Here is a 20,196-nt window from a genome sequence, read left to right as displayed (position 1 = left end):
CTGCGGCGGGGCGGTTGCGGTGGGATAGCGACTGACGTTGCCATCCCACCATCCAGGTACTTTCCTCTCAATTCCTACGCACAAGCGGTCCCGTTCACCGCCGTCGCACTGGGCGGCGGACTGGCGCTCCCGTTCGCCGTGAAGCCCACCGTCCACGTCTCCCCCGGCGACAACGCCAGGTTCCACGACGGCGCCTTGGCCGTCACGATGTCCCCGGACTGCGTCACCGTCGCGTTCCACCCGCTGTTGAGCGTCCCGCCCGGCATGTACCACGTCAGCGTCCACGGGTTGACCGTCGTCGTACCGGTGTTCTTCACCGTCACGTTCGCCTGGAAACCGCCCGTCCAGGAGTTGCTGATCACGACCGAACCCGTACAGGTCGGCGGCGGCGGATCGGTCGGTCCGCCGTTGTCGTCACCGAAGACCACGTCGGAGCAGTTGAAGAACGCCTCCGGACTGTCCGTGCGCTGCCAGACCGAGTAGATGATGTGCCGGCCCTCGCGTGCGGGCAGGTTGGCGTCCCACTGGTAGGCGCCGTCGATGATCGGCGTGTCATAGGAGGTGGAGAACGGCCCTTCCAGGTCCGACCACTTCAGCGGCTGCGTCGGGTCGTAGCCCGCCCGGGTGATGTACAGCTCGAACCAGCCCGGGTGCGGCACCCAGGCGCCGTACTTGAAGGTGTACGAGGAGGTACCGACCGGGATCGCGGTGGCCGGCCAATCGGTGCGCGCGGCGTTGTAGGCGGCGTACTTCTCGCGTCCGGCGCCGCACAGCTGCCCGTCGGGGATGATCTCGCGGTGGCGCCCGGCGTTGTCGCGGATGTTCACCTCGAACCAGTCGTAGAGCGGCTGCGTGCCGCCCTGAGCCACGGCGGCCACGCACGCGGGCGAGTCGGGGTCCTCGGGACCTTCGAGGTAGCAGGTGTAGGTGCGCGTCTGCGGGGACGTCATGCCGCCGTGCGCCGAGGCCGCCTGCGGTACGGCGATCAGCGCGACGGTCGCCGCCGCGGCCGTGGTGAGTAAGACGATGGTGCGTCGTGCCCTCATGGCTCGCTCCAATTCCGCGCGCGGACCAGCCGCGCGACTGTCTGGGAGCGCTCCCACAGTCCGTTGACGGCAACATATAGGGGCGGTCGACCGAAGTCAACCGCCCCTTGTGGACAGACGATTCTAGGGCTTGTCCTGTGGGTCTTGTGGGTGCGAGGCGGAGATCATTTTTCTTCTGGCCAGACGTTTTGCGGCCCTGGTACCGGTGTTGTACTCGGGCCGTGAAACGGCGCCGCCAGGGGACCTGTGCTCCAAAGAACGCTGAGCCCGTCGCAGCCCCGCAGTGATCCACCGGACACGCCCTAAATGTCGTCCCAGCGGAACAGGCGGGTGGCGATGAAGCCGAAGACCAGCCCGAACGCGATCAGGATGCCCCACTCCGGCAGCACGCTCGCCGGCCCTTCACCGCGGACCATCACGTCGAGCATCGCCTCGTTGAGGTACCGCAGCGGCGACACGTACGAGATGGCCTGGAGCCACTGCGGCGCCGCCTCCAGCGGGTAGAACGACCCCGAGGAGAAGGCCAGCGGCAGGATGATCAGGTTCGCCAGGCCCGAGGCGCCCTCGCTGGTCTTGGACACCGCGCCGACCAGCAGCCCGATCGACAGGAAGGCCAGCGCGCCGATCATCACCGTCGGAACCGCCATCCACCAGTAGTCGGTGAGCTTCAGCCCGAAGAACGGCAGCGAGGCGACGCCGACGAACACGACGAGCTGGATGAGGGCGAGCAGGAGCGTGTTGCCGACCCGGGCGCCGACGACGGCGCCGACGCTGACCGGCGAGAGCCGGATGCGCCGCAGGGTCTTCTTCTGGCGCCAGGTGACCAGGGTCATGGCGGCGCCGAAGACGCCCGACATGGAGATGGCCCAGCCGAGCAGGCCCGGCATGAGGTACTGGATGGCGCCGAGGGACTCGTCCTCGACCTGGCTGGCGGTGACCTGCGTGATGGTCACCTCGGGCGCGGCGACCTGGAGTTCTTGCAGGTTGGTCTCGTTGACGATGCCCGAAAGGACACCGGTGACGATGCCGGCGGTGGTCTGGTCGGCGGCGGAGTAGAAGATCTGGACCTGGTCGCCGTTCTGCTTCACGGCGGCGGCGACGTCGCCGTCTTCGACCATCTTGACGGCCGCGGCCTCGTCGTCGGTGGAGGACAGTTCGAGGACCTCGTCGAAGGCGTCGGGGTCGGCGGCGAGGACCTGGTCGAGGACCGGGACGTCGCCGATCTGGACGACCTTGCTCGGGCTGCTCTGGCCGCCGCTGAACAGGGCGCCGAAGATGATGAGGAAGAACAGCGGGAACAGCAGGGTGAAGAAGAGGGTGCTCTTGTCGCGCGACAGCCCGATGAGCATCGCCTTGGTGAGGCTGAGGTAGGAGGTCACGCCCGGTACTCCCGTCCGGTCAGTTCCAGGAAGACGTCCTCGAGCGTCGCGCCGCGCACGCGCAGGCCGTTGAGGACGCGCTGTTCGGCGAGCGCGGTGAGCACGGTCGCCGGGTCGCGGGTGGTGAAGGTGAGGGCCACGCCGTCGTCTTCGACCTCGGCGACGCCGTCGGCGATGGCGGCGACCTTCTCGGCGGCGAGTTCGCCGCTGTCGACGGAGATGCGGGTGGGTGCGTCGAGGCCGCGGACGAGCGAGGCGGGCGCGTCGATGTTGAGGATCTTGCCGCGGTCCATGATGGCGACGCGGTCGCAGAGGAGTTCGGCCTCGTCCATGTAGTGGGTGGTGAGGACGACGGTGCGGCCTTGGCCGTTGATGGTGCGCAGCAGGTCCCAGAGGTTGCGGCGGGCCTGGGGGTCGAGGGCGGCGGTGGGCTCGTCGAGGAAGACGACCTCGGGGTCGTGGACGAGCGCGCAGGCGATGGACAGGCGCTGGGCCTGTCCGCCGGACAGCTTCTCGACGCGCGTGCCGGCCTTGTCGGTGAGTCCGACGATCTCCAGCATCTCGTCGGCGCGCTTGGGGCCGGCGCCGTAGAGGCTGCCGAAGGTGACGAGCTGCTCGCGGGCGGTCAGGCGCTCGAAGAACGCGGTGCCCTGGAGCTGGACGCCCATGCGGGGAAGGAGGGCCTTGTTGCGCGGCCACGGTGACTGGCCGAGGAGTTCGATGCTGCCGGAGTCGGCTTCGCGCAGGCCCTCGACGATCTCGAGGGTCGTGGTCTTGCCCGCGCCGTTCGGCCCGAGGATGCCGAAGAACTCGCCGTCGTTGACCTCGAAGGAGACCCCGTCGACGGCCACCACGTCACCGTAGCTTTTGCGCACGTCGGTGGCCCTGATGGAGACACTCATGGGGGGCACCCTACGGGATGGGTTCGGGGGTGACGTTCGCGTCGGGCGGGCCTGGGCGGACTGTCACGGAGCGGGCCGTGACAGTTGGCGGGGGCGGCCCGGCGACCGTGGGTGCATCCCCGCCACGCCGCGTGATCCGGCACACTCTCCCCCATGACCCAGCATGTCGCCGCCATCGATCAGGGGACCACGTCGACCAGGTGCATCGTGTTCGACGAGCACGGGGCGGTGGTGGCCGTCGAGCAGCGTGAACTGACCCAGCACTTCCCGCGTCCGGGGTGGGTGGAGCACGACGCGAACGAGATCTGGCGCGACGCGCTGGAGGTGACCACGGGCGCGATCGCGAAGGCGGGGCTGTCGGCGGCCGACGTCGCGGCCATCGGCATCACCAACCAGCGCGAGACGGTGGTGCTGTGGGACCGCCGGACCGGTGAGCCGGTGCACAACGCGATCGTGTGGCAGGACACGCGCACCGACGCGCTGATCGGCGAGCTGGCCGAGGACGGCGGGCAGGACCGGTTCCGTGCGGTGACGGGGCTGCCGCTGGCGACCTACTTCGCAGGGCCGAAGATCCGGTGGCTGCTCGACAACGTCGACGGGCTGCGCGAGCGCGCCGAGGCGGGTGAGATCTGCGCGGGGACGGTCGACTCGTGGCTCATCTTCAAGCTGACCGGGCGGCACATCACCGACGTGACGAACGCCTCGCGCACGATGCTGATGAACCTGTCCACACTGGACTGGGACGACGAGCTGCTCGACGCGGTCGGTGTGCCGCGCGAGATGCTGCCCGAGATCCGTTCCTCGGTGGAGATCTACGGCCAGGCCGGCGGCGAGCTCGCCGGGATCCCGGTGGCCGGCGCGCTCGGCGACCAGCAGGCGGCGCTGTTCGGGCAGACCTGCTTCGCGCCCGGCGAGGGCAAGAACACCTACGGGACGGGCAGTTTCCTGCTGCTCAACACCGGTGAGACGCCGGTGGCGTCCAAGGCGGGGCTGGTGACGACGCTGGCCTACCGGATCGGCGACGAGGCCCCGGTGTACGCCCTGGAAGGGTCGATCGCGATCACCGGCGCGCTCGTGCAGTGGTTGCGCGACAACCTCGGCATCATCGACAGCGCCGACGAGATCGAGGCGCTGGCGTCCTCTGTGGACGACACCGGCGACTGCTACATCGTGCCGGCGTTCTCCGGGCTCTACGCGCCGCACTGGCGTTCCGACGCGCGCGGGGTGATCTGCGGCCTGACCCGCTACATCACCAAGGCGCACATCGCCCGGGCCGTCCTGGAGGCGACGTGCTGGCAGACCCGTGAGGTCGCCGACGCGATGCGCGCCGACTCCGGTGTCGAGCTGAGCGAACTGCGCGTCGACGGGGGCATGACCGTCAACTCGCTGCTCATGCAGACCCAGGCCGACATCCTCGGCGTCCCCGTCGTGCGGCCGGCCGTACCCGAGACGACCGCGCTGGGCGCCGCCTACGCCGCCGGGCTCGCCGTGGGGCTGTGGCCCGACCTGGACACGCTGCGGGCGCAGTGGCGCGCCGACGTGACCTGGCGGCCCGAACGCGACCGCGACCGCGACTACGCGCGCTGGCTCAAGGCCGTCAAGCGCTCGATGGGCTGGGCCGCGTAGCTGTCGCACCCCGGTGGCACCGTGTCGGAGAGATGACACGAAGCCAAAGGAGACGACGGTGAAGGCACGGATCGAACACGAAGCGTTCACCGAGGCGGTCCGCTGGGGAACCCGCAACGTCCCCATCCGGCCCACCGTCCCGTCGCTGTCGTGCGCGCTGATCGAGGCCGAGGGCGAGCGGCTCGACATCTCCTGCTTCGACTACGAGACGTCGAGCCGCATCTCCGTTCCCGCGACCGTCGCCGAGCCCGGACGGGCCCTGGTGCCCGGGCGTGTGCTGGCCGACATCGCCCGCGCGCTGCCCGCCGAGCGGGTCGAGTTCAGCGTCGAGATGGGCCGGGCCAGGCTGGTGTGCGGCGAGGTCCGCTTCCACCTGCCGACCATGCCCGTCGAGGACTACCCCACGCCGCCCCCGATGCCCGCGGTCGCCGGGGTCGCCGACGCGGCCGCGTTCTCGCACGCCGTGGCGCAGACCGCCGTCGCCGCCGGCCGCGACGACACCCTGCCGGTGCTCACGGGCATCGAACTCGCGCTCGCCGAACGGATCGGGCTGGCCGCCACCGACCGCTACCGGATGGCCGTCGCCGACCTCGACTGGCGGCCGAAGCACACCGCCCCCGCCAAGGCCCTCGTGCCGGCCAGAACCCTCGCCGCCCTCGCGAAGTCGCTGGGCGCCGTCGGCGGGGAGGTGACGATCGGCGCCAACGTCGACGAGGAGGGCACGGTCGGGCTGATCGGCTTCACCGCGGGGGAACGGTCGAGCGTCAGCCGCGTCCTCGACGGCCACCTCCCCGACCTGCGGGCCCTCATCGCGCTGGAATACCCGACGCGGCTGCGCGTCGACACCGCCGCCCTCGCCCTGGCCGCCAGACGCGTGTCGCTGGTCGCCGACCGCGACGCCCGCCTCCGCCTCATCGCCCAGGACGGTCGCCTCACCGTGGAGTCGGGGAGCCCCGAGGGCACCGCCGACGGCACCGAGACGATCGCGTGCGAGTACGAGGGGGAACCGCTGCGGCTGGCGTTCAACCCGGTGTACATCGCCGAGGCCCTCGCCGCCGTCGACGCGCCGGTGACGGTGTTCTCGGTCGACGCCGCCGGCCAGCGCGTCCTGGTGACGGGGGAGCGGGATGGGGGCGGGGACGCGGGCGGCGGTGCGGGGGCCGACGGCGCTGCGGGGAAGGCGAAGGCGGGGAAGCGCGGAGGTGGCGCGGGGAGGGCGCAGGCCGGGAAGGCGACGGAGTTCCGGCAGCTGCTGCGGACTCTGCGTTGGACGGAGTGAGGGCAGGCGGGTGGATTGCTGCATCGCCGGGCTGAGTGGCGGCCCACGGCGGAGGGGTTGAAGGCACGGCCGGCCCACGCTTTCGGTGGGGAGCAGCGCTCGCCGAGGAGCTGCGCGGGCGGCAGGGCCGGCCGGTGCGCGCTTGGCGAGCCGGCGGCGAGTGCCGAGCGGCAAGGGCGAGGCGATTTTCGCTCGGCATGGGAGCACCCTCGTTCACCGCCGACAGAGCAGTTCCGGGCGTCCTGGCTAGCCTTGACCGATGAGCCGGCGATTTCGGGATGCCATGCGCCTGATGCGCAAGCACGATCCCCAGCTCGCCGAGGACGGCTTCTGGGCGTTGGCGCCGGTCGCCGGCGAGCATGTCGCGGAGCTGATGGAGGAGTTCGCCGTCGAGAAGGACCGCGGTCTGCGCTGCTGGCTGCTGGAACTGGTCGAGAAGGCCAAGTCGCCCGACGCGTTCGAGTTCCTCGCCGCCCAACTGCGCAGCGGAGACGACCGACTCGAGTTCTGGGCGGTCGAGGGCCTTCGGCTGCTGGACACCAAACCGGCACGCCGGATGCTGTGGGAGTGGGGCCAACGCCCACCCGCGAACGAGGCCGGAAAACCGTAGAACCGCAGCCGCCGAGCGACAGCGCGGGCCGGGCGCCCTCCGGCAGCGCCCGGTGGGCGGGCATTGGTGGCTTTGCCGCAGGAAGCAACGCAGGTTCGCGGCTCGCGGCTCGCGGCTCGCGGCTCGCGGCCGAAGCTTCGCCGCCGGCCAAGGCGGCTTGGCGCTGATCCCCGCTCCTTCAGACGATCTCGTTCGGCGTCGTCCGGCGACCTCAGCACGGCTGAGCCGACCCGCTCCGCCACTGGCAAGCCGTCCCTCCACCTCTGCCACAACATCCGCTCCGCCCACCCGCAGGCCTCCCCGCAACACCAAGGACGCGTTGACGAACGGCAGCCGCCTCCCCCGCCGCCCTCCCCGCCCTTCTGTCCGTCTGGCCGTCTGGCCTCGTGCCTTCTGCCCTTCTGCCCTCGATACCAAAAAGCCGGGCGGTGGAAGGCTGCCCAAGGCCTTCCACCGCCCGTATCGGGGAGGGAATGTGGTCTGTGTGGTTCCCGCGGCACCAGGCGCCCCACGCCGGATGCCCGGCGCCCGCCGCCGCGCGGCTCGCGCCCCACGGCCAGGAACCTAAGAACCCAGGAACCTAAGAACCCTGCGCGATCAGCTGCTCCGCGACCGACTTGGCGGTGTTCGACGGGATCGCGAAGCCGACGCCGATGGAGCCGGAGCCGGAGCCGTCGGTGGCGATGGCGGTGTTGACGCCCACGAGTTCGCCGCGGCCGTTGACGAGGGCGCCGCCGGAGTTGCCGGAGTTGATGGCGGCGTCGGTCTGGATCAGTCCGTCCAATGTGGTGGGTGTGCTGCCGCCGCGCTGGAAGGGGTTCTCGTTCTCGGCCCCGACGCTGATGGCGCGGTCGAGGGCGCTGACGATTCCGGCGCTCACCGACCCTTCGAGACCGAGGGGCGAACCGAGCGCGAGAACGGTGTCCCCGACGCGCAGGCCCTCGGAATCACCCCAGCTGATCGGTGTCAGCTGCGGGCTCGCGCCGACGTTGATGACGGCGAGGTCGTTGTCCGGCGAGGTGCCCACGACCTTGGCGTCGGCGGTCGAGCCGTCGGCGAACTTCACCTGCACGGTGCCGTTGGCGGCGGTCGACACGACGTGGTTGTTGGTGAGGATGTTGCCGGAGGTGTCGAGCACGACACCGGATCCCTCGGCCTGCTGCGTGGAGATGACCACGACGCTCGGCTGAACCTTCGCGGCGACGTCGGCGATGGTCACGCCGTCGGCGACGGCCGTCGACGGCGAGGAGGCCGTGGTGCCCTCGTTGCCCTCGGCGGCGAGGTAACCGGCCACACCGCCGACGCTCGCGGAGCCCACGACCAGCGCGGCGACCATCGCGCCGATCGCCAGGGGCTTGCGCCACACCGACGTCTGCTGCCGCGGCGGCTGCGCCGGGAACTGCGCGGTCGGCGGGTAGGCGGCCGACGGCCCGCCGTAGGGGGTGAAGCCCTGCGGCGCGTGGTGCTGCATCGGCGGCGGGCCTGAGTAACCGGAGCCCTGCGCGGGCGGGAACGCCGGACGCTGGGGGGCCTGCGGAACAGGGGCCTGCGCGGGTCTCGCCCACATCGGCGCCTGCGCGGCGAGCGGATGGGAGGCGGGACCGGTGACCGGCGGCGGGGTGTTGGCCGCCGCGCCGGAAGCAACCGCAGGTCCGTAAGAAGCGGGCACGGGAGGCGACGGCGGGTGGATGATCTCCGGGGAAGGGTCGGGGGAGCTCGGCGTCGCCGCGGTCTCGGGCAGGGCCTCGGTCGATGCCGCGGCCTCGGCCGGAGCCACGGGTGGCTGCGTTTCTTCCGGGCGCTGCGAGGGCTCCGGAGTGGCTGGTGCTTGCGGCTCGTTCATGAGTTGAACTATGGGGCGGCAAGCTCAGGTGTCGCTGGAGCCGTCCTGCGAGTTGCCTGGGAGAGGGACCACCGACACGCCTGAAACCCGCTCGCCGGGGCTCACGGTGTCGCCGTCGTCACCGTCTTCGCCCTGCTCATCGGGCTCGTCGTCGCCTTCGAGGGCGGCGGGGTCGATGTCGAGCCGGACCCGGAAGACCGTGCCGACCCCCAGCTGGGTGTCCACTGTGACCTGTCCATTGTGGGCGGCCACGAGCGCGGCGACGATCGCCAGCCCGAGCCCCGACCCGCCGGCCTTGCGGCCGCGCGCGGGATCGGCGCGGTAGAAGCGCTCGAAGACCCGCTCGGCCTGCTCGGGCGTCATGCCCGGACCGTCGTCGGAGACTTCGAGGAAGACGTAGGGCGCCTCGGCGTACACGCGCACCTCGACGGGCGTGTCCGGCGGCGTGTGCGCGATGGCATTGTCGAGCAGGTTCGACAGCACCTGGCGCAGCCGCAGCTCGTCGCCCAGGACCATCAGCGGGCCCTTGCCGACGCGCAGTTCCAGCGGCCGGCCGGGGACGGTGACCTTCGCGCCCGACACCGCGTCGACGGCCAGGCCGAGCATGTCGACCGGCTCCGACTGGACGGGGCGCTCCCGGTCGAGGCGCGCCAGCAGCAGCAGGTCCTCGACGAGCAGGCCCATGCGCTTGGCCTCCTCCTCGATGCGCCGCATGGAGGTGGCGACCTCCTCGGGCTCGGCGCTTCCCCCGCGCTGCCGGTACAACTCGGCGAATCCGCGCACGGTCGTCAGCGGTGTGCGCAGCTCGTGGCTGGCGTCGGCGACGAAACGCCGCATCCGCTCCTCCGAACTCAGCGCCTGCGCCTCGGAGGCCGCGCTGGCGGCGAAGGCCGTCTCGATCTGGCTGAGCATCGTGTTCAAGGCCGCGCCAAGCTGCCCGACCTCGGTGCGCACGTCGTGCTGCGGCACGCGCTTCGACAGGTCCCCGGCGGCGATCGCGGCGGCCGTTGCCTCCATCTGCCGCAACGGCTGGAGGCTCGCGCGGACCATGGCGATGCCGATCGCGGCGACCGCGGCGAGCACGGCGCCGCCGACGAGGAGGTTGATGGTGGTCAGCTGCGCGACGATGGTGTCGGCCTCGGTGAGGTCGACGGCGATCGCGGCGAGGAACATCTCGTTGGTGCTCTGGTCGGTCACCAGCCGGGAGACCACGCGCCAGCGGGTCTTTCCGTCGGCGGCGACGACCGTGTAGGGCTCTTGGTTGAGGTGCGCTTCGAGGCTGCCCTCGATGACCTGCGGGTCGGGGTTGTCGGTCGTGTAGGGAAGCTGCTCGACCTGGTACTTGACGTCGTCCTTGAAGCGGTAGGCCACCGCCCCGCGCATCACGATGAGCGAGTAGTCCGACGGCAGTCCCTGGAACTGCCCGGTGTCGAAGTTGACCTTGATGAGGCCCGTCTTGACCCGCCCGGTGAGTTCACCGTCGACCCGGTCCTGCAGGTAGGAGTTGAGCCTCGTCACGCTCACCACGCTGATGAGGACCAGCGCGATCGCGACGAGCAGCAGGACGGCGGCCATCAGCTTCACCCGCAGGGGGGTGCGCTGCCAGCCACCGCGAACGGAGCTGACGGGCCTGCCGAGAACGGTGTCCTTCATCTACTGGGGTGACCTCAATACGTAGCCGATGCCCCGCAGCGTCTGGATCAGCCGGGGTTCGGTGTTGTCGATCTTTCTGCGCAGGTACGACACGTAGGACTCGACGATGCCGTCGTCGCCGCGGAAGTCGTAGCGCCACACGTGGTCGAGGATCTGCGACTTCGACAGGACGCGGCCGGCGTTGACCATGAAGTAGCGCAGCAGCTTGAACTCGGTCGGCGACAGCTGCACCGAGCGGCCGGCCCGCCACACCTCGTGGGTCTCCTCGTCGAGTTCGAGGTCGGCGTACTTCAGCCTCGGCGGCGGCGTGATGTCGCCCTGGGTGCGGCGCAGGACCGCGCGCAGGCGCGCGATGACCTCTTCGAGGCTGAAGGGCTTGGTGACGTAGTCGTCGCCGCCGAGCGTGAGCCCGCGGACCTTGTCCTCGGTGGCGTCGCGCGCGGTCAGGTACACGATCGGGGTGCGGTCGGAGCCCGAGCGGACGCGCCGGGCGACCTCGAAACCGTCGAAGTCGGGGAGCATCACGTCGAGCACGATCAGGTCCGGGCGGTGGCGCGAGACGGCGCGGACGGCCTCCTCGCCGCCGGTCGCCGTGTGCACGGCGAAGCCCGCGTAGCGCAGGCTCGTGGCCAACAGCTCGCAGATGTTCGGGTCGTCCTCGACGACCAGAAGCGTCGCCTCGGTCTCCTTCTTGTCCCCTACCGGCATACCTCTATCTTCATCCAGAGTCACTGGATCCACACTTAACATGGACTGGGAAATTGCTGTGAACGAGTCGATCACGCTCGATCCGCGCTTCAACGGCCCGCCCGATTCGGGCAACGGCGGGTATACCTCCGGTTTGATCGCCGCCCGCTGCGCCTGGCCGGCCGTCACCGTGACCCTTCGCACTCCCCCGCCGCTGTCGGCGCCGCTGACCCTCTCGGGGCAGGATCCGGTCCAGGTGCACCACGGCGAGGTTCTGATCGCCGAGGCCGTCGAAGGCGCCCTCGACACCGAACCCGTGCCGCCGGTCACCCTCGACGAGGCCATGGCCGTCCGCGACGCCTACCCCGGCTTCGCCCACCATCCCTTCCCGACGTGCTTCACGTGCGGCCCCGAGCGCCCCGGCGGCGACGGACTGCGAATTTTTCCGGGTCGGATACCCGACGGTCGCACCGCCGCGGTGTGGCAAGTGCCCGAGGATGTGACGCCGCCGATGGTGTGGGCCGCGCTCGACTGCCCGGGCGGCTGGACCAACGAGCTGGAGGTCACTCCGCGCCTGCTGGGCCGCATCACGGGGCAAGTGAGGCAAATGCCACAAGCGGGAGAGAAGTGCCTGGTCATGGGGCGTCTCGACCACTCCGAGGGACGTAAGGCCAAGGTCACCACGACCCTCTACGGAGCCGCCCGGACCGTCCTCGCGCAAGCCTCCGCGGTGTGGATCTCGATAGCCCGCTGACCTGCGCGCCTACCGTCCAATATGGAAAGAAACCCAAGTGTTGCGGGCCCGAAGACCGCCCCCACTGACGTCGACAGAAGGCCCAGGTCCTAGTACTGTTGCCTGCTCAGGGCAAGCCGGTGCCTGGTCCCAATCGGCTAACGAATCGGTTACGCTGGACACTCCCGCCGAGGCGTTCCCCGCCACCGATGCACTGCCATCGGGGCCGGATAGACGTCACCAAGAGACGAGTCGACGACATGAGGGTGCGATGACGCTGTCAATCGAGACCCACACGGCCCCCGACGGCCGAGTGACTCTGGCACTACGAGGCGAGGTCGATTACGCGACCGCTCCGAGGATCCGGGAGTCCATCACCGAGATCCTCGCCACCGACAAGGCGAAGTCGATCCACGTGGACGTCGCGGGCGTCACCGTCCTCGACTCGACCGGCATCGGCACGCTCGTGGTCGGATACCGCATCGCACGCGATGTCGGCGTCGCCGTGACGGTGACCAACCCCAGCCGCTTCATCACGCGGCTGTTCACGGTGGTCGGCGCCCAGGAGCTCCTTGAGGAGACCACCGACGCCTTCGCCGTCGCTCCCACCAGGGCGACCTGAACCACACCCACTATGAGTTAGTGCACCCCCGCCGGGATATGTCCAGCTAGGGGCGTCGAAGACCCTGGTCGGGTGTGCCCCGCCGTGCCCTCCGACGTAGCCTGTAGCCCGGAGTACCCAAGCCACTCAACATGCTGCAGAAGAGGCGATGACGGCCGTGTCGACCGAAAGCAGTTCGACAAACAAAGACAACACGCTTGCCGAGTTCGGGCCCAACGAGTGGATCGTCGAGGAGATGTACCAGCGGTACCTCGCCGATCCGTCGAGTGTCGAACCGACCTGGCACGAGTTCTTCGGCGACTACAAGCAGTCGTCGCAGAAGACCGACAAGCCGGCGAGCGCACCGGCGGAGAAGGCGCCGGCGAACCCGGCGCCCGCCGCCAAGCCCGCCTCACCGGCACCGGCCGCCAAGGCCGCTCCCGCCAAGCCCGCCCCCGCGCCGGCCAAAGCGGAGCCGAAGCCCAAGGCCGAGGACAAGCCCGCCGCGCAAGGTGACAAGGTCACCCCGCTGCGAGGTGTGGCCTCGAAGGTCGCGCAGAACATGGACGCCTCGCTGGAGGTCCCGACGGCGACGAGTGTGCGCGCGGTCCCCGCGAAGCTGCTCAGCGACAACCGGATCGTCATCAACAACCATCTCAAGCGCGGGCGCGGCGGGAAGGTCTCCTTCACGCACCTGATCGGCTTCGCGCTGATCAAGGCGCTCGCGGCGCACCCCGAGATGAACCACTCGTACAAGGTCGTCGACGGCAAGCCGCAGATGGTCGCCCCCGCCCATGTCAACCTGGGCCTGGCGATCGACCTGCAGAAGCCCGACGGCAGCCGGACGCTGGTCGTGCCCAGCATCAAGGGCTGCGAGAAGATGGACTTCCGGCAGTTCTGGCAGGCCTATGAGGACATCGTCCGCAAGGCCCGCAACAACAAGCTGACCATGGAGGACTACGGCGGCACCACGATCTCGCTGACCAACCCCGGCGGGATCGGGACGGTGCACTCCGTCCCGCGCCTGATGCAGGGGCAGGGCACGATCATCGGTGTCGGCGCGATGGAGTACCCGGCGCAGTTCGCCGGCGCGTCGGAGGAGACCATCACCGAGCTGGGCGTCTCCAAGACGGTCACGGTGACCTCCACCTACGACCACCGCATCATCCAGGGCGCGCAGTCGGGCGAGTTCCTCAAGCGCCTGCACGAGCTTCTGCTGGGCGGCGACGGGTTCTACGACGAGATCTTCACCTCGCTGCGCCTGCCCTACGAGCCGGTCCGCTGGGTCCGCGACGTGGCCGGCACCGCCGAGGGCACGGTCGACAAGACCGCCCGCGTGATCGAGCTGATCCGCTCCTACCGGGTCCGCGGCCACCTCATGGCCGACACCGACCCGCTCGAGTTCGAGATCCGCAGGCACCCCGACCTCGACATCCTTGAGCACGGCCTGACCCTGTGGGACCTCGACCGGGTGTTCCCCGTCGGTGGTTTCGCGGGCAAGAGCAAGATGAAGCTCCGCGACATCCTCGGCGTGCTGCGCGAGTCGTACTGCCGTCGCGTCGGCATCGAGTACATGCACATCCAGGACCCCGAGGAGCGGGCCTGGATCCAGGAGCGCGTCGAGCGCCCCTACGAGAAGCCGAGCACCGAGGAGCAGAAGCACATCCTCGGGCGCCTCAACGCCTCCGAGGCCTTCGAGACCTTCCTGGCCACCAAGTACGTGGGCCAGAAGCGCTTCTCCCTCGAAGGCGGCGAGTCGCTGATCCCGCTGCTCGACGAGGTCCTGTCGAACGCCGCGCGCAACTCCCTCGACGAGGTCGTCATCGGGATGGCCCACCGCGGCCGCCTGAACGTGCTGGCCAACATCGTGGGCAAGCCGGTCGAGAAGATCTTCAACGAGTTCGAGGGGACCATGGACCCCAAGAGCACGCAGGGGTCCGGGGACGTCAAGTACCACCTGGGGATGACCGGCAAGTTCACCACCGCCGACGGCGAGTACCTCACCACGACGTCGATCGTGGCGAACCCCTCGCACCTTGAGGCCGTCGACCCGGTCCTGGAGGGCATCGTCCGCGCCAAGCAGGACCGGCTCAACCTGGGCCTGGCCGGCTACACCGTGCTTCCCGTGCTGGTGCACGGCGACGCGGCCTTCGCCGGGCAGGGCGTGGTCGCCGAGACCCTGAACCTGTCGCAGCTTCGCGGGTACCGCACCGGCGGCAGCGTGCACATCGTCGTCAACAACCAGGTCGGCTTCACCACCGCGCCGGAGTACTCGCGTTCCTCGCTGTACTCCACCGACGTCGCGCGGATGATCCAGGCGCCGATCTTCCACGTCAACGGCGACGACCCCGAGGCCGTCGTGCGCGTGGCGCGGCTGGCGTTCGAGTACCGGCAGGCGTTCAACAAGGACGTCGTCATCGACATGCTCTGCTACCGCCGTCGCGGTCACAACGAGGGCGACGACCCGTCGATGACCAACCCGCTGATGTACCAGATCATCGACGGGAAGCGCTCGGTCCGCAAGCTCTACACCGAGTCCCTGATCGGCCGCGGCGACATCACCGTCGAGGAGGCCGAGGAGGCGCTCAAGGACTACTCGTCGAAGCTGGAGGAGGTCTTCCGCCTCACCAAGCAGGCCAACGGGAACGTCCAGCCGACCCAGCGCCGCTACAGCGTGGAGCCCGACCCCGAGGTCGAGACCGCGATCAGCGCCGACCTGGTCAAGCAGATCGGTGAGGCGCACGTGGCGCTCCCCGAGGGCTTCGTCCCGCACAAGCGGGTCATGCAGGTCCTCCAGCGTCGCGCGAAGGCCTCGGCCGAGGGCGGCATCGACTGGGCCTTCGGCGAGATCATCGCCTTCGGATCCCTGGTGGCGCAGGGCGTCCAGGTCCGGCTCGCCGGGCAGGACTCCCGTCGCGGAACCTTCGTGCAGCGCCACTCGGTGGTCGTGGACAACAAGTCCGAGGCCGAGTACGTGCCGGTCGGGTCGCTCGCGGCCGACAACACGCGGTTCTTCGTCTACGACTCGCTGCTCAGCGAGTACGCGGCGATGGGCTTCGAGTACGGCTACTCGGTGGAGAACCCCGACGCGCTCGTGCTGTGGGAGGCCCAGTTCGGCGACTTCGCCAACGGCGCCCAGACGGTCGTCGACGAGTTCATCTCCTCGGGTGAGGCGAAGTGGGGGCAGCGCTCCGGCGTGACGCTCCTGCTGCCGCACGGCCACGAGGGCCAGGGCCCCGACCACACGTCGGGCCGCCTTGAGCGCTACCTCCAGCTGTGCGCCGAGGACAACATGCGCATCGCCAACTGCACGACTCCGGCCAACTACTTCCACCTGCTGCGCCGCCAGGCGCTGTCGCCGAAGAAGAAGCCCCTGGTGGTCTTCACGCCGAAGTCGCTGCTGCGTCACAAGGCCGCCGTGTCGGCCGTCGAGGACTTCACCACCGGTGGTTTCCAGCCGGTGCTGGGCGACTCGACCGTCGACCCGAGCAAGGTCACCCGGGTGCTCATGTGCTCCGGCAAGGTCTACTACGACCTGGCCGCGGCGCGCGAGCAGCGCGGGATCACCGACACCGCCCTCATCCGCGTCGAGCAGCTCTACCCGCTGCCCGTCGAGGAGGTCCGGGCCGCGCTGGACGCCTACCCGAACGCGACCGAGCACGCCTGGGTCCAGGAGGAGCCGGCCAACCAGGGCGCCTGGTCGCACATCGCGCTCAACCTGCTGGAGCACCTCGACGGGGTGCGTCTCCAGCGGCTGTCGCGTCCGGCGGCCGCCGCTCCGTCGGTCGGTTCGGCGAAGATCCACGACATCGAGCAGCAGGCGCTGGTCGACGTGGCGATGCCGAAGGCCGGATAGCGGTGTACTACACGGATCGAGGGATCGAGGAGCTGGAGCAGCGCCGCGGTGAGGAAGAGGTCAGCCTGAGCTGGGTGGCCGCGCGCCTGCAGGAGTTCGTCGACGACAACCCCGAGTTCGAGATCCCGATCGAGCGGCTGGCGACCTGGCTGGCCCGCCTCGACGATCTGGACGAGGACTAGGTAAGAACGAAACGCGCCGCCGGTTCGACACCGGCGGCGCGTTTCTTCGCGTTCAGGCCGCGACGACGAAGACCCCGACGGCCATCTCGGTCTGCCAGAAGTCGTCCTCGGTCATGTCGCCGGGCGAGACCGCCATGGCCGTGACGACGTAGGCGGTGTCGGCGGTGGTCTTGAGCACCATGAGCACCTTCCCGCCGTCGACCGGGCAGTCGACCTCGGCGTAGCGGTCGGTGCCCCCGCCGTTGCCGTAGAGGCTCACCCCGGCACGCAGGCCCTCGGTGTCCTCGGCCTGTTCACCGAAGCGGCACGACACGTAGATCTCCCACTCGCCCGCAGGCAGCGCCACCAGACCGCCGCTGCTCGACGAGTACGGGTTCTGCGCGACCACCAGCTCGCGGATGACGTCGACGCCCGGCGGACGCGCGGCGAGGGCCTCCTCGGCGATCTCGCCGAGGGCCTCGGCCTCCGGTTCCCGCTCCAGCTCGCCGATCCAGCTCTCCACGACCATCGGGTGCTCCACGACGGGCGGCTTCTCCGGCGGCCGGGTCGCCGAGACGGAGTATCCGGCCGCACCGGCGATCAGCGCGGTCACCAGGACGAGGGTGGGCTTCGACCATGGCCGCCGGATCGGGTCGAGAAGCGCGTGCAGGCGGCTCACGACACGGCCTCCGGAACCAGCCACAGGGCGAGGATGTAGGGCGGGCCCTCCATCTCGGTGTTCATGTACCCCTCGAACCACATCGCGCCGAGTCCGGCGAAGTCGAAGCGGTGCTCCATCCGCATCGTCGCCGACGGGCACGGCAGTTCGACACCGAAGTTGCCGTCGGTGCTGCGCACCTCCAGGCTGATCTGGGTCGGCGCCTCATGAGTGCCGAGCCGACCACAGCGGAGATGGACGCGGTAGTGGCCGGGCGCGACGGTGACGCCGTCGGTGAGGTAGCCGTTGCCGTCGGGTTCGAGCACGTGCGGTCCGGCGACGGCGTCGGCGGGACCGCCGGCGCCGACCCACGCCCGCAGTTCGTCCATGTTGGACGGTGTGGGCGGCGGGGTCGCCTCGGAGTCGGCCGTCGCGCGCTGGAAGAGGACCATCCCGGCGACGGTCGCGAGCACGGAGACGACGACCGTCACCGAGACCAGGAGCCACCGGGTCGCCGTGGGCGTCCCGGCGGTGGGCGGAGTGGGCTGGGCGTCGGCCGGCGATTCCCAGGACGCGGGGTCGTCGACCGGTCCCAGGTCGATGACCGGCTCGCCGGATTCGGGGCGGGCCGGCCCGTACCAGGGCTGCATATGGTGCAGATTAACCAATCCGGGCCAGATGTGCCGAGCAGGTCACTCGCCGGCGTAGACGACGCCGAGCTGCCGGCGGGCCTCGTCGAGGATCCCCATGACCTCCAGCGTCGACTGCCACGGGATCAGCGGGCTCTGGGTCAGGCCCGCACGCAGGCAACGCATCGCCTCGATCGCCTCGTGGACCATGCCGCCGCCGAGGTAGGGGACCTCGATCTCCTCGACCTCACCGCCGCGTGTCAACCGCAGCGAACCGGGCCGGAAGAACGGGTTCGGCACCTCGATGTGGCCGAGAGGCCCGCCGACCGACGCGACCGTCGCCGAACTGGCCTCGATGCCGCACGACAGCACCGCGACGGCCCGCTCGTAGCCGAGGACCATGCCCGCCATCGCGTCGACGCCCTCCGGCGTCTTCCAGCCCGACACCGCGATCGTGTCCGGGGCGCCGAGGATCATGTGCGCGAAGGACACCGGGTAGACGCCCAGGTCGAGCAGGCCCCCGCCGGCCAGCTCGGGATCGCGCAGCCGGTGCTCGGGCTCGAAGGGTCCCCCGAGGGAGAAATCGGCGCGCACCGACCGGACCGGGCCGATCGCGCCCTCGGCGACCAGCTCGTTGAGCTTCAGGATCGCCGGAATCGTGCGCATCCACATGGCCTCCATGAAGAAGAGGCCCCGCTCACCGGCGAGATCGACCAGGCCCTGCGCCTGCGCCCGGTTCAGCGTCAGCGGCTTCTCGCACAGCACCGCCTTGCCCGCCTTCAAGCACGTCTCGGCGGCCGCGAAGTGCGCGTTGTGCGTATTGGCGATGTAGACGATGTCCACGTCCGGATCCGCCGCCAGCTCCGCCCACGACCCGTGCGCGCGCGGAATGCCGTGCGCCTCGGCGAACACGCGCGCCGACTCCTCCGTACGCGAACCCACCGCGACGACCTCCGCGTCGGGCGCGTGCCGCAGGTCCTTCGTGAAAGAGGCGGCGATCCCGCCCGTGGCGAGAATGCCCCACCGGATGCTGTCGGTCATGTCGGTCCAGTCTGTCGAGGAAACGGCATGATCAGAATATTCTGCGGCCGGTCGGGTCGCCAGTCTGCCGAGTCTCTGGTCGGCGGCGAACGAAGGCTCCTTGCAGGCATGGGATCGGGCTCGGCCCCGCCTCCGGTGCTGGGTCCCCGGTGTGGGAGTCGCCTGACTTCGGTGGCCGCCGCAGGTGGCCGGCGGCCTCCGGTACCTGGTCCCCCGGGTCAGTGGCGAGGGCGCAGCAGCTCCTTGACGGCCGTCGGCGTACATCCCAGATGCTGCCGGACCGTGCGCGACAGGTGCGCCTGGTCGGCGAAACCCAGGCGTGCGGCGAGCGCGCCGAGTTCGGTGTCGCCGGCCTCGATGCGGTCGAGGGCGCGGCCGACGCGGACGCGGTTGCGGTAGCGGGTGAGGGACGTGCCCGTGGCGGCGGTGAAGGCACGGCTGAGCCGGTAGGGGGACACGCCGAGCAGCGTGGCGAGCGGCAGCAGGCCCGTGGCGGCGGGGTCGTCGGCGAGCACGGCCTCGCGCGCGGCGCCGGCGAGGTGTTCGGCGGCGGGGTCCCGTGCGCGGCCGGACGGCAGGGTTCCTTCGGCTGCGTTGCCGATCGCTTCGGCGAGGAGAATGAGGAGGCTTTCGGTGAGGGCGTAGTCGAGGTCGTCGCGGGCGGCGAGGAGCCTGCGGTGGGCGAGGTCGACGCGGGCGTCGACGTAGGCCCATGGCCGCACCGGGGTCTCGCCGGCGATGTCGTGCCACAGCTGCGGTGACAGGCGCAGTGCCGTGCACACGTCACCGCCTGCGGGGTGAGCGAAGGAGTCCTCCTCCCCCGGGGTGCCGAGGTAGGCCGTGGTGCGGTCCAGGTCGGTGATCCCGCCTGGCGTGCGTCGCCTGAAGCGGCCCGAGCGGACCAGTACGACACGGTGGTCGGCGTGCGCGTCGGGCGGCGACCAGCCCGTGTGGTCGGCGCTGCAGGTGACGGCGCTGACCTCGAAGGCCGGCCGGCTCGCGATGGTCCTGGCCGACAGCATGCGCGCAGGTTAGCCGCCGGGTACGACGAGACCGCAAGGATGTTCAAGCCGTCGGCGGTGTCCGCGCGCAGGCTCGAAGTCGATCGACCATTCACTGAGGAGCACACGATGAACGCCATCGCCAAACCCGCCACGATCACGCTCGACTGCGCCGACCCGGCCGCGCTGGCCGACTTCTACCGCCAGGTCACCGGCTGGGGGGTGACCTACAGCGACGACGACACCGTCTACCTCGGCGACGGTGGCGTGCAGCTCGGCTTCCAGCGCGTCGCCGGGTACACCGCTCCCGTGTGGCCGCAGGATCCGGCGGGCGCGCACGTCGATTTCAGCGTCGCCGACGTCGCCGTCGCGGTGAAGGAGCTGACCGGGCTGGGCGCGACCGTCCCCGCCGAGCAGCCCGGCGGGGACGACTGGACGGTGCTCGTCGACCCGTCGGGGCACGTGTTCTGCCTGTCCAGCGGCTGACGGAA

At 70.2% G+C, this 20,196-nt stretch carries 18 protein-coding genes; 8 read left to right on the top strand and 10 right to left on the bottom strand.

All coding sequences use genetic code 11. The annotated features are described in order from the left end of the window. Positions 1–74: 74 nt before the first annotated feature. From AB0I28_RS31820 to AB0I28_RS31810, 3 genes are all read right to left on the bottom strand, one after another. Complete coding sequence (locus tag AB0I28_RS31820) at positions 75–1,046, bottom strand: lytic polysaccharide monooxygenase (protein WP_357499389.1); 972 nt, start codon at positions 1,044–1,046, stop codon at positions 75–77. Positions 1,047–1,348: 302 nt separating this feature from the next. After that, on the bottom strand, positions 1,349–2,425 hold the full coding sequence (locus tag AB0I28_RS31815; protein WP_357499388.1) for an ABC transporter permease: 1,077 nt from the start codon (positions 2,423–2,425) through the stop codon (positions 1,349–1,351). After that, positions 2,422–3,327 carry an ABC transporter ATP-binding protein gene (locus AB0I28_RS31810; RefSeq protein ID WP_357499387.1) on the bottom strand — a complete coding sequence of 302 codons (906 nt, stop codon included), beginning with the start codon at positions 3,325–3,327 and terminating at the stop codon, positions 2,422–2,424. The genes AB0I28_RS31815 and AB0I28_RS31810 overlap by 4 nt, the downstream gene beginning before the upstream one ends. 153 nt (positions 3,328–3,480) lie before the next feature. Between AB0I28_RS31810 and glpK the strand changes: the two genes are divergently transcribed. The 3 genes from glpK (at position 3,481) to AB0I28_RS31795 (ending at position 6,842) form a co-directional block, all read left to right on the top strand. Then, positions 3,481–4,953, top strand: coding sequence for a glycerol kinase GlpK (gene glpK, locus AB0I28_RS31805; RefSeq protein WP_357499386.1), 1,473 nt, complete (start codon positions 3,481–3,483; stop codon positions 4,951–4,953). A gap of 58 nt (positions 4,954–5,011) precedes the next feature. Further along, a complete protein-coding gene (gene dnaN, locus AB0I28_RS31800; RefSeq protein ID WP_357499385.1) occupies positions 5,012–6,232 on the top strand; it encodes a DNA polymerase III subunit beta in 1,221 nt (406 codons plus the stop codon). 259 nt (positions 6,233–6,491) lie between these two features. Further along, positions 6,492–6,842 (top strand): HEAT repeat domain-containing protein, encoded by a 351-nt coding sequence (locus AB0I28_RS31795; protein WP_357499384.1) that lies wholly within the window; start codon positions 6,492–6,494, stop codon positions 6,840–6,842. 580 nt (positions 6,843–7,422) lie between these two features. Here the strand turns inward: AB0I28_RS31795 and AB0I28_RS31790 are convergent. The 3 genes from AB0I28_RS31790 to AB0I28_RS31780 form a co-directional block, all read right to left on the bottom strand. After that, positions 7,423–8,619 carry a trypsin-like peptidase domain-containing protein gene (locus tag AB0I28_RS31790; RefSeq protein WP_357499383.1) on the bottom strand — a complete coding sequence of 399 codons (1,197 nt, stop codon included), beginning with the start codon at positions 8,617–8,619 and terminating at the stop codon, positions 7,423–7,425. A 90-nt stretch (positions 8,620–8,709) separates the two neighbouring features. After that, a complete protein-coding gene (locus AB0I28_RS31785; RefSeq protein WP_357499382.1) occupies positions 8,710–10,338 on the bottom strand; it encodes a HAMP domain-containing sensor histidine kinase in 1,629 nt (542 codons plus the stop codon). Then, positions 10,339–11,046 (bottom strand): response regulator transcription factor, encoded by a 708-nt coding sequence (locus AB0I28_RS31780; protein WP_357499381.1) that lies wholly within the window; start codon positions 11,044–11,046, stop codon positions 10,339–10,341. It lies immediately after the preceding gene. A 58-nt stretch (positions 11,047–11,104) separates the two neighbouring features. Between AB0I28_RS31780 and AB0I28_RS31775 the strand changes: the two genes are divergently transcribed. The 4 genes from AB0I28_RS31775 (at position 11,105) to AB0I28_RS31760 (ending at position 16,397) form a co-directional block, all read left to right on the top strand. After that, positions 11,105–11,779 carry a hypothetical protein gene (locus AB0I28_RS31775; RefSeq protein ID WP_357499380.1) on the top strand — a complete coding sequence of 225 codons (675 nt, stop codon included), beginning with the start codon at positions 11,105–11,107 and terminating at the stop codon, positions 11,777–11,779. A gap of 250 nt (positions 11,780–12,029) precedes the next feature. After that, the gene (locus tag AB0I28_RS31770) at positions 12,030–12,380 is read left to right on the top strand and encodes an STAS domain-containing protein (protein ID WP_357499379.1); all 351 of its coding nucleotides are present in this window, start codon (positions 12,030–12,032) and stop codon (positions 12,378–12,380) included. Positions 12,381–12,528: 148 nt separating this feature from the next. After that, positions 12,529–16,215, top strand: a complete 3,687-nt coding sequence (locus AB0I28_RS31765) for a multifunctional oxoglutarate decarboxylase/oxoglutarate dehydrogenase thiamine pyrophosphate-binding subunit/dihydrolipoyllysine-residue succinyltransferase subunit (RefSeq protein ID WP_357499378.1) — start codon at positions 12,529–12,531, stop codon at positions 16,213–16,215. Positions 16,216–16,217: 2 nt separating this feature from the next. Next, entirely contained in the window at positions 16,218–16,397 is a 180-nt protein-coding gene (locus tag AB0I28_RS31760; protein WP_357499377.1) for a DUF6104 family protein, read from the top strand. Positions 16,398–16,449: 52 nt separating this feature from the next. Here AB0I28_RS31760 and AB0I28_RS31755 read toward each other — a convergent pair whose 3' ends face one another. The 4 genes from AB0I28_RS31755 to AB0I28_RS31740 form a co-directional block, all read right to left on the bottom strand. Continuing rightward, positions 16,450–17,055 carry a hypothetical protein gene (locus tag AB0I28_RS31755; protein WP_357499376.1) on the bottom strand — a complete coding sequence of 202 codons (606 nt, stop codon included), beginning with the start codon at positions 17,053–17,055 and terminating at the stop codon, positions 16,450–16,452. After that, complete coding sequence (locus AB0I28_RS31750) at positions 17,052–17,684, bottom strand: hypothetical protein (protein WP_357499375.1); 633 nt, start codon at positions 17,682–17,684, stop codon at positions 17,052–17,054. Before AB0I28_RS31750 ends, AB0I28_RS31755 begins: the two co-directional genes overlap by 4 nt. A 42-nt stretch (positions 17,685–17,726) precedes the next feature. Continuing rightward, positions 17,727–18,704: a Gfo/Idh/MocA family oxidoreductase gene (locus AB0I28_RS31745; RefSeq protein ID WP_357499374.1), complete on the bottom strand. Its 978-nt coding sequence runs from the start codon at positions 18,702–18,704 to the stop codon at positions 17,727–17,729. Between the two features lie 218 nt (positions 18,705–18,922). Then, entirely contained in the window at positions 18,923–19,726 is an 804-nt protein-coding gene (locus tag AB0I28_RS31740) for a helix-turn-helix transcriptional regulator (RefSeq protein WP_357499373.1), read from the bottom strand. 108 nt (positions 19,727–19,834) lie between these two features. Between AB0I28_RS31740 and AB0I28_RS31735 the strand changes: the two genes are divergently transcribed. Further along, positions 19,835–20,191 (top strand): VOC family protein, encoded by a 357-nt coding sequence (locus AB0I28_RS31735; protein WP_357499372.1) that lies wholly within the window; start codon positions 19,835–19,837, stop codon positions 20,189–20,191. Positions 20,192–20,196: the final 5 nt, after the last annotated feature.

Origin of the sequence: Phytomonospora sp. NPDC050363 (assembly GCF_040655735.1) — a bacterium.
Classification (GTDB): domain Bacteria; phylum Actinomycetota; class Actinomycetes; order Mycobacteriales; family Micromonosporaceae; genus Phytomonospora.
Note: the sequence above shows the minus strand (reverse complement) of the source record. Positions and strands in the feature narration are given on the sequence as shown.

Excerpts from the sequence above, each read along its gene's own strand:
- AB0I28_RS31820 (WP_357499389.1), bottom strand. The coding sequence starts at position 1,046 with ATGAGGGCACGACGCACCATCGTCTTACTCACCACGGCCGCGGCGGCG.
- AB0I28_RS31810 (WP_357499387.1), bottom strand. The coding sequence starts at position 3,327 with ATGAGTGTCTCCATCAGGGCCACCGACGTGCGCAAAAGCTACGGTGAC.
- glpK (WP_357499386.1), top strand. The coding sequence starts at position 3,481 with ATGACCCAGCATGTCGCCGCCATCGATCAGGGGACCACGTCGACCAGG.
- AB0I28_RS31795 (WP_357499384.1), top strand. The coding sequence starts at position 6,492 with ATGAGCCGGCGATTTCGGGATGCCATGCGCCTGATGCGCAAGCACGAT.
- AB0I28_RS31785 (WP_357499382.1), bottom strand. The coding sequence starts at position 10,338 with ATGAAGGACACCGTTCTCGGCAGGCCCGTCAGCTCCGTTCGCGGTGGC.
- AB0I28_RS31780 (WP_357499381.1), bottom strand. The coding sequence starts at position 11,046 with ATGCCGGTAGGGGACAAGAAGGAGACCGAGGCGACGCTTCTGGTCGTC.
- AB0I28_RS31770 (WP_357499379.1), top strand. The coding sequence starts at position 12,030 with ATGACGCTGTCAATCGAGACCCACACGGCCCCCGACGGCCGAGTGACT.
- AB0I28_RS31765 (WP_357499378.1), top strand. The coding sequence starts at position 12,529 with ATGACGGCCGTGTCGACCGAAAGCAGTTCGACAAACAAAGACAACACG.
- AB0I28_RS31750 (WP_357499375.1), bottom strand. The coding sequence starts at position 17,684 with ATGCAGCCCTGGTACGGGCCGGCCCGCCCCGAATCCGGCGAGCCGGTC.
- AB0I28_RS31745 (WP_357499374.1), bottom strand. The coding sequence starts at position 18,704 with ATGACCGACAGCATCCGGTGGGGCATTCTCGCCACGGGCGGGATCGCC.
- AB0I28_RS31740 (WP_357499373.1), bottom strand. The coding sequence starts at position 19,726 with ATGCTGTCGGCCAGGACCATCGCGAGCCGGCCGGCCTTCGAGGTCAGC.
- AB0I28_RS31735 (WP_357499372.1), top strand. The coding sequence starts at position 19,835 with ATGAACGCCATCGCCAAACCCGCCACGATCACGCTCGACTGCGCCGAC.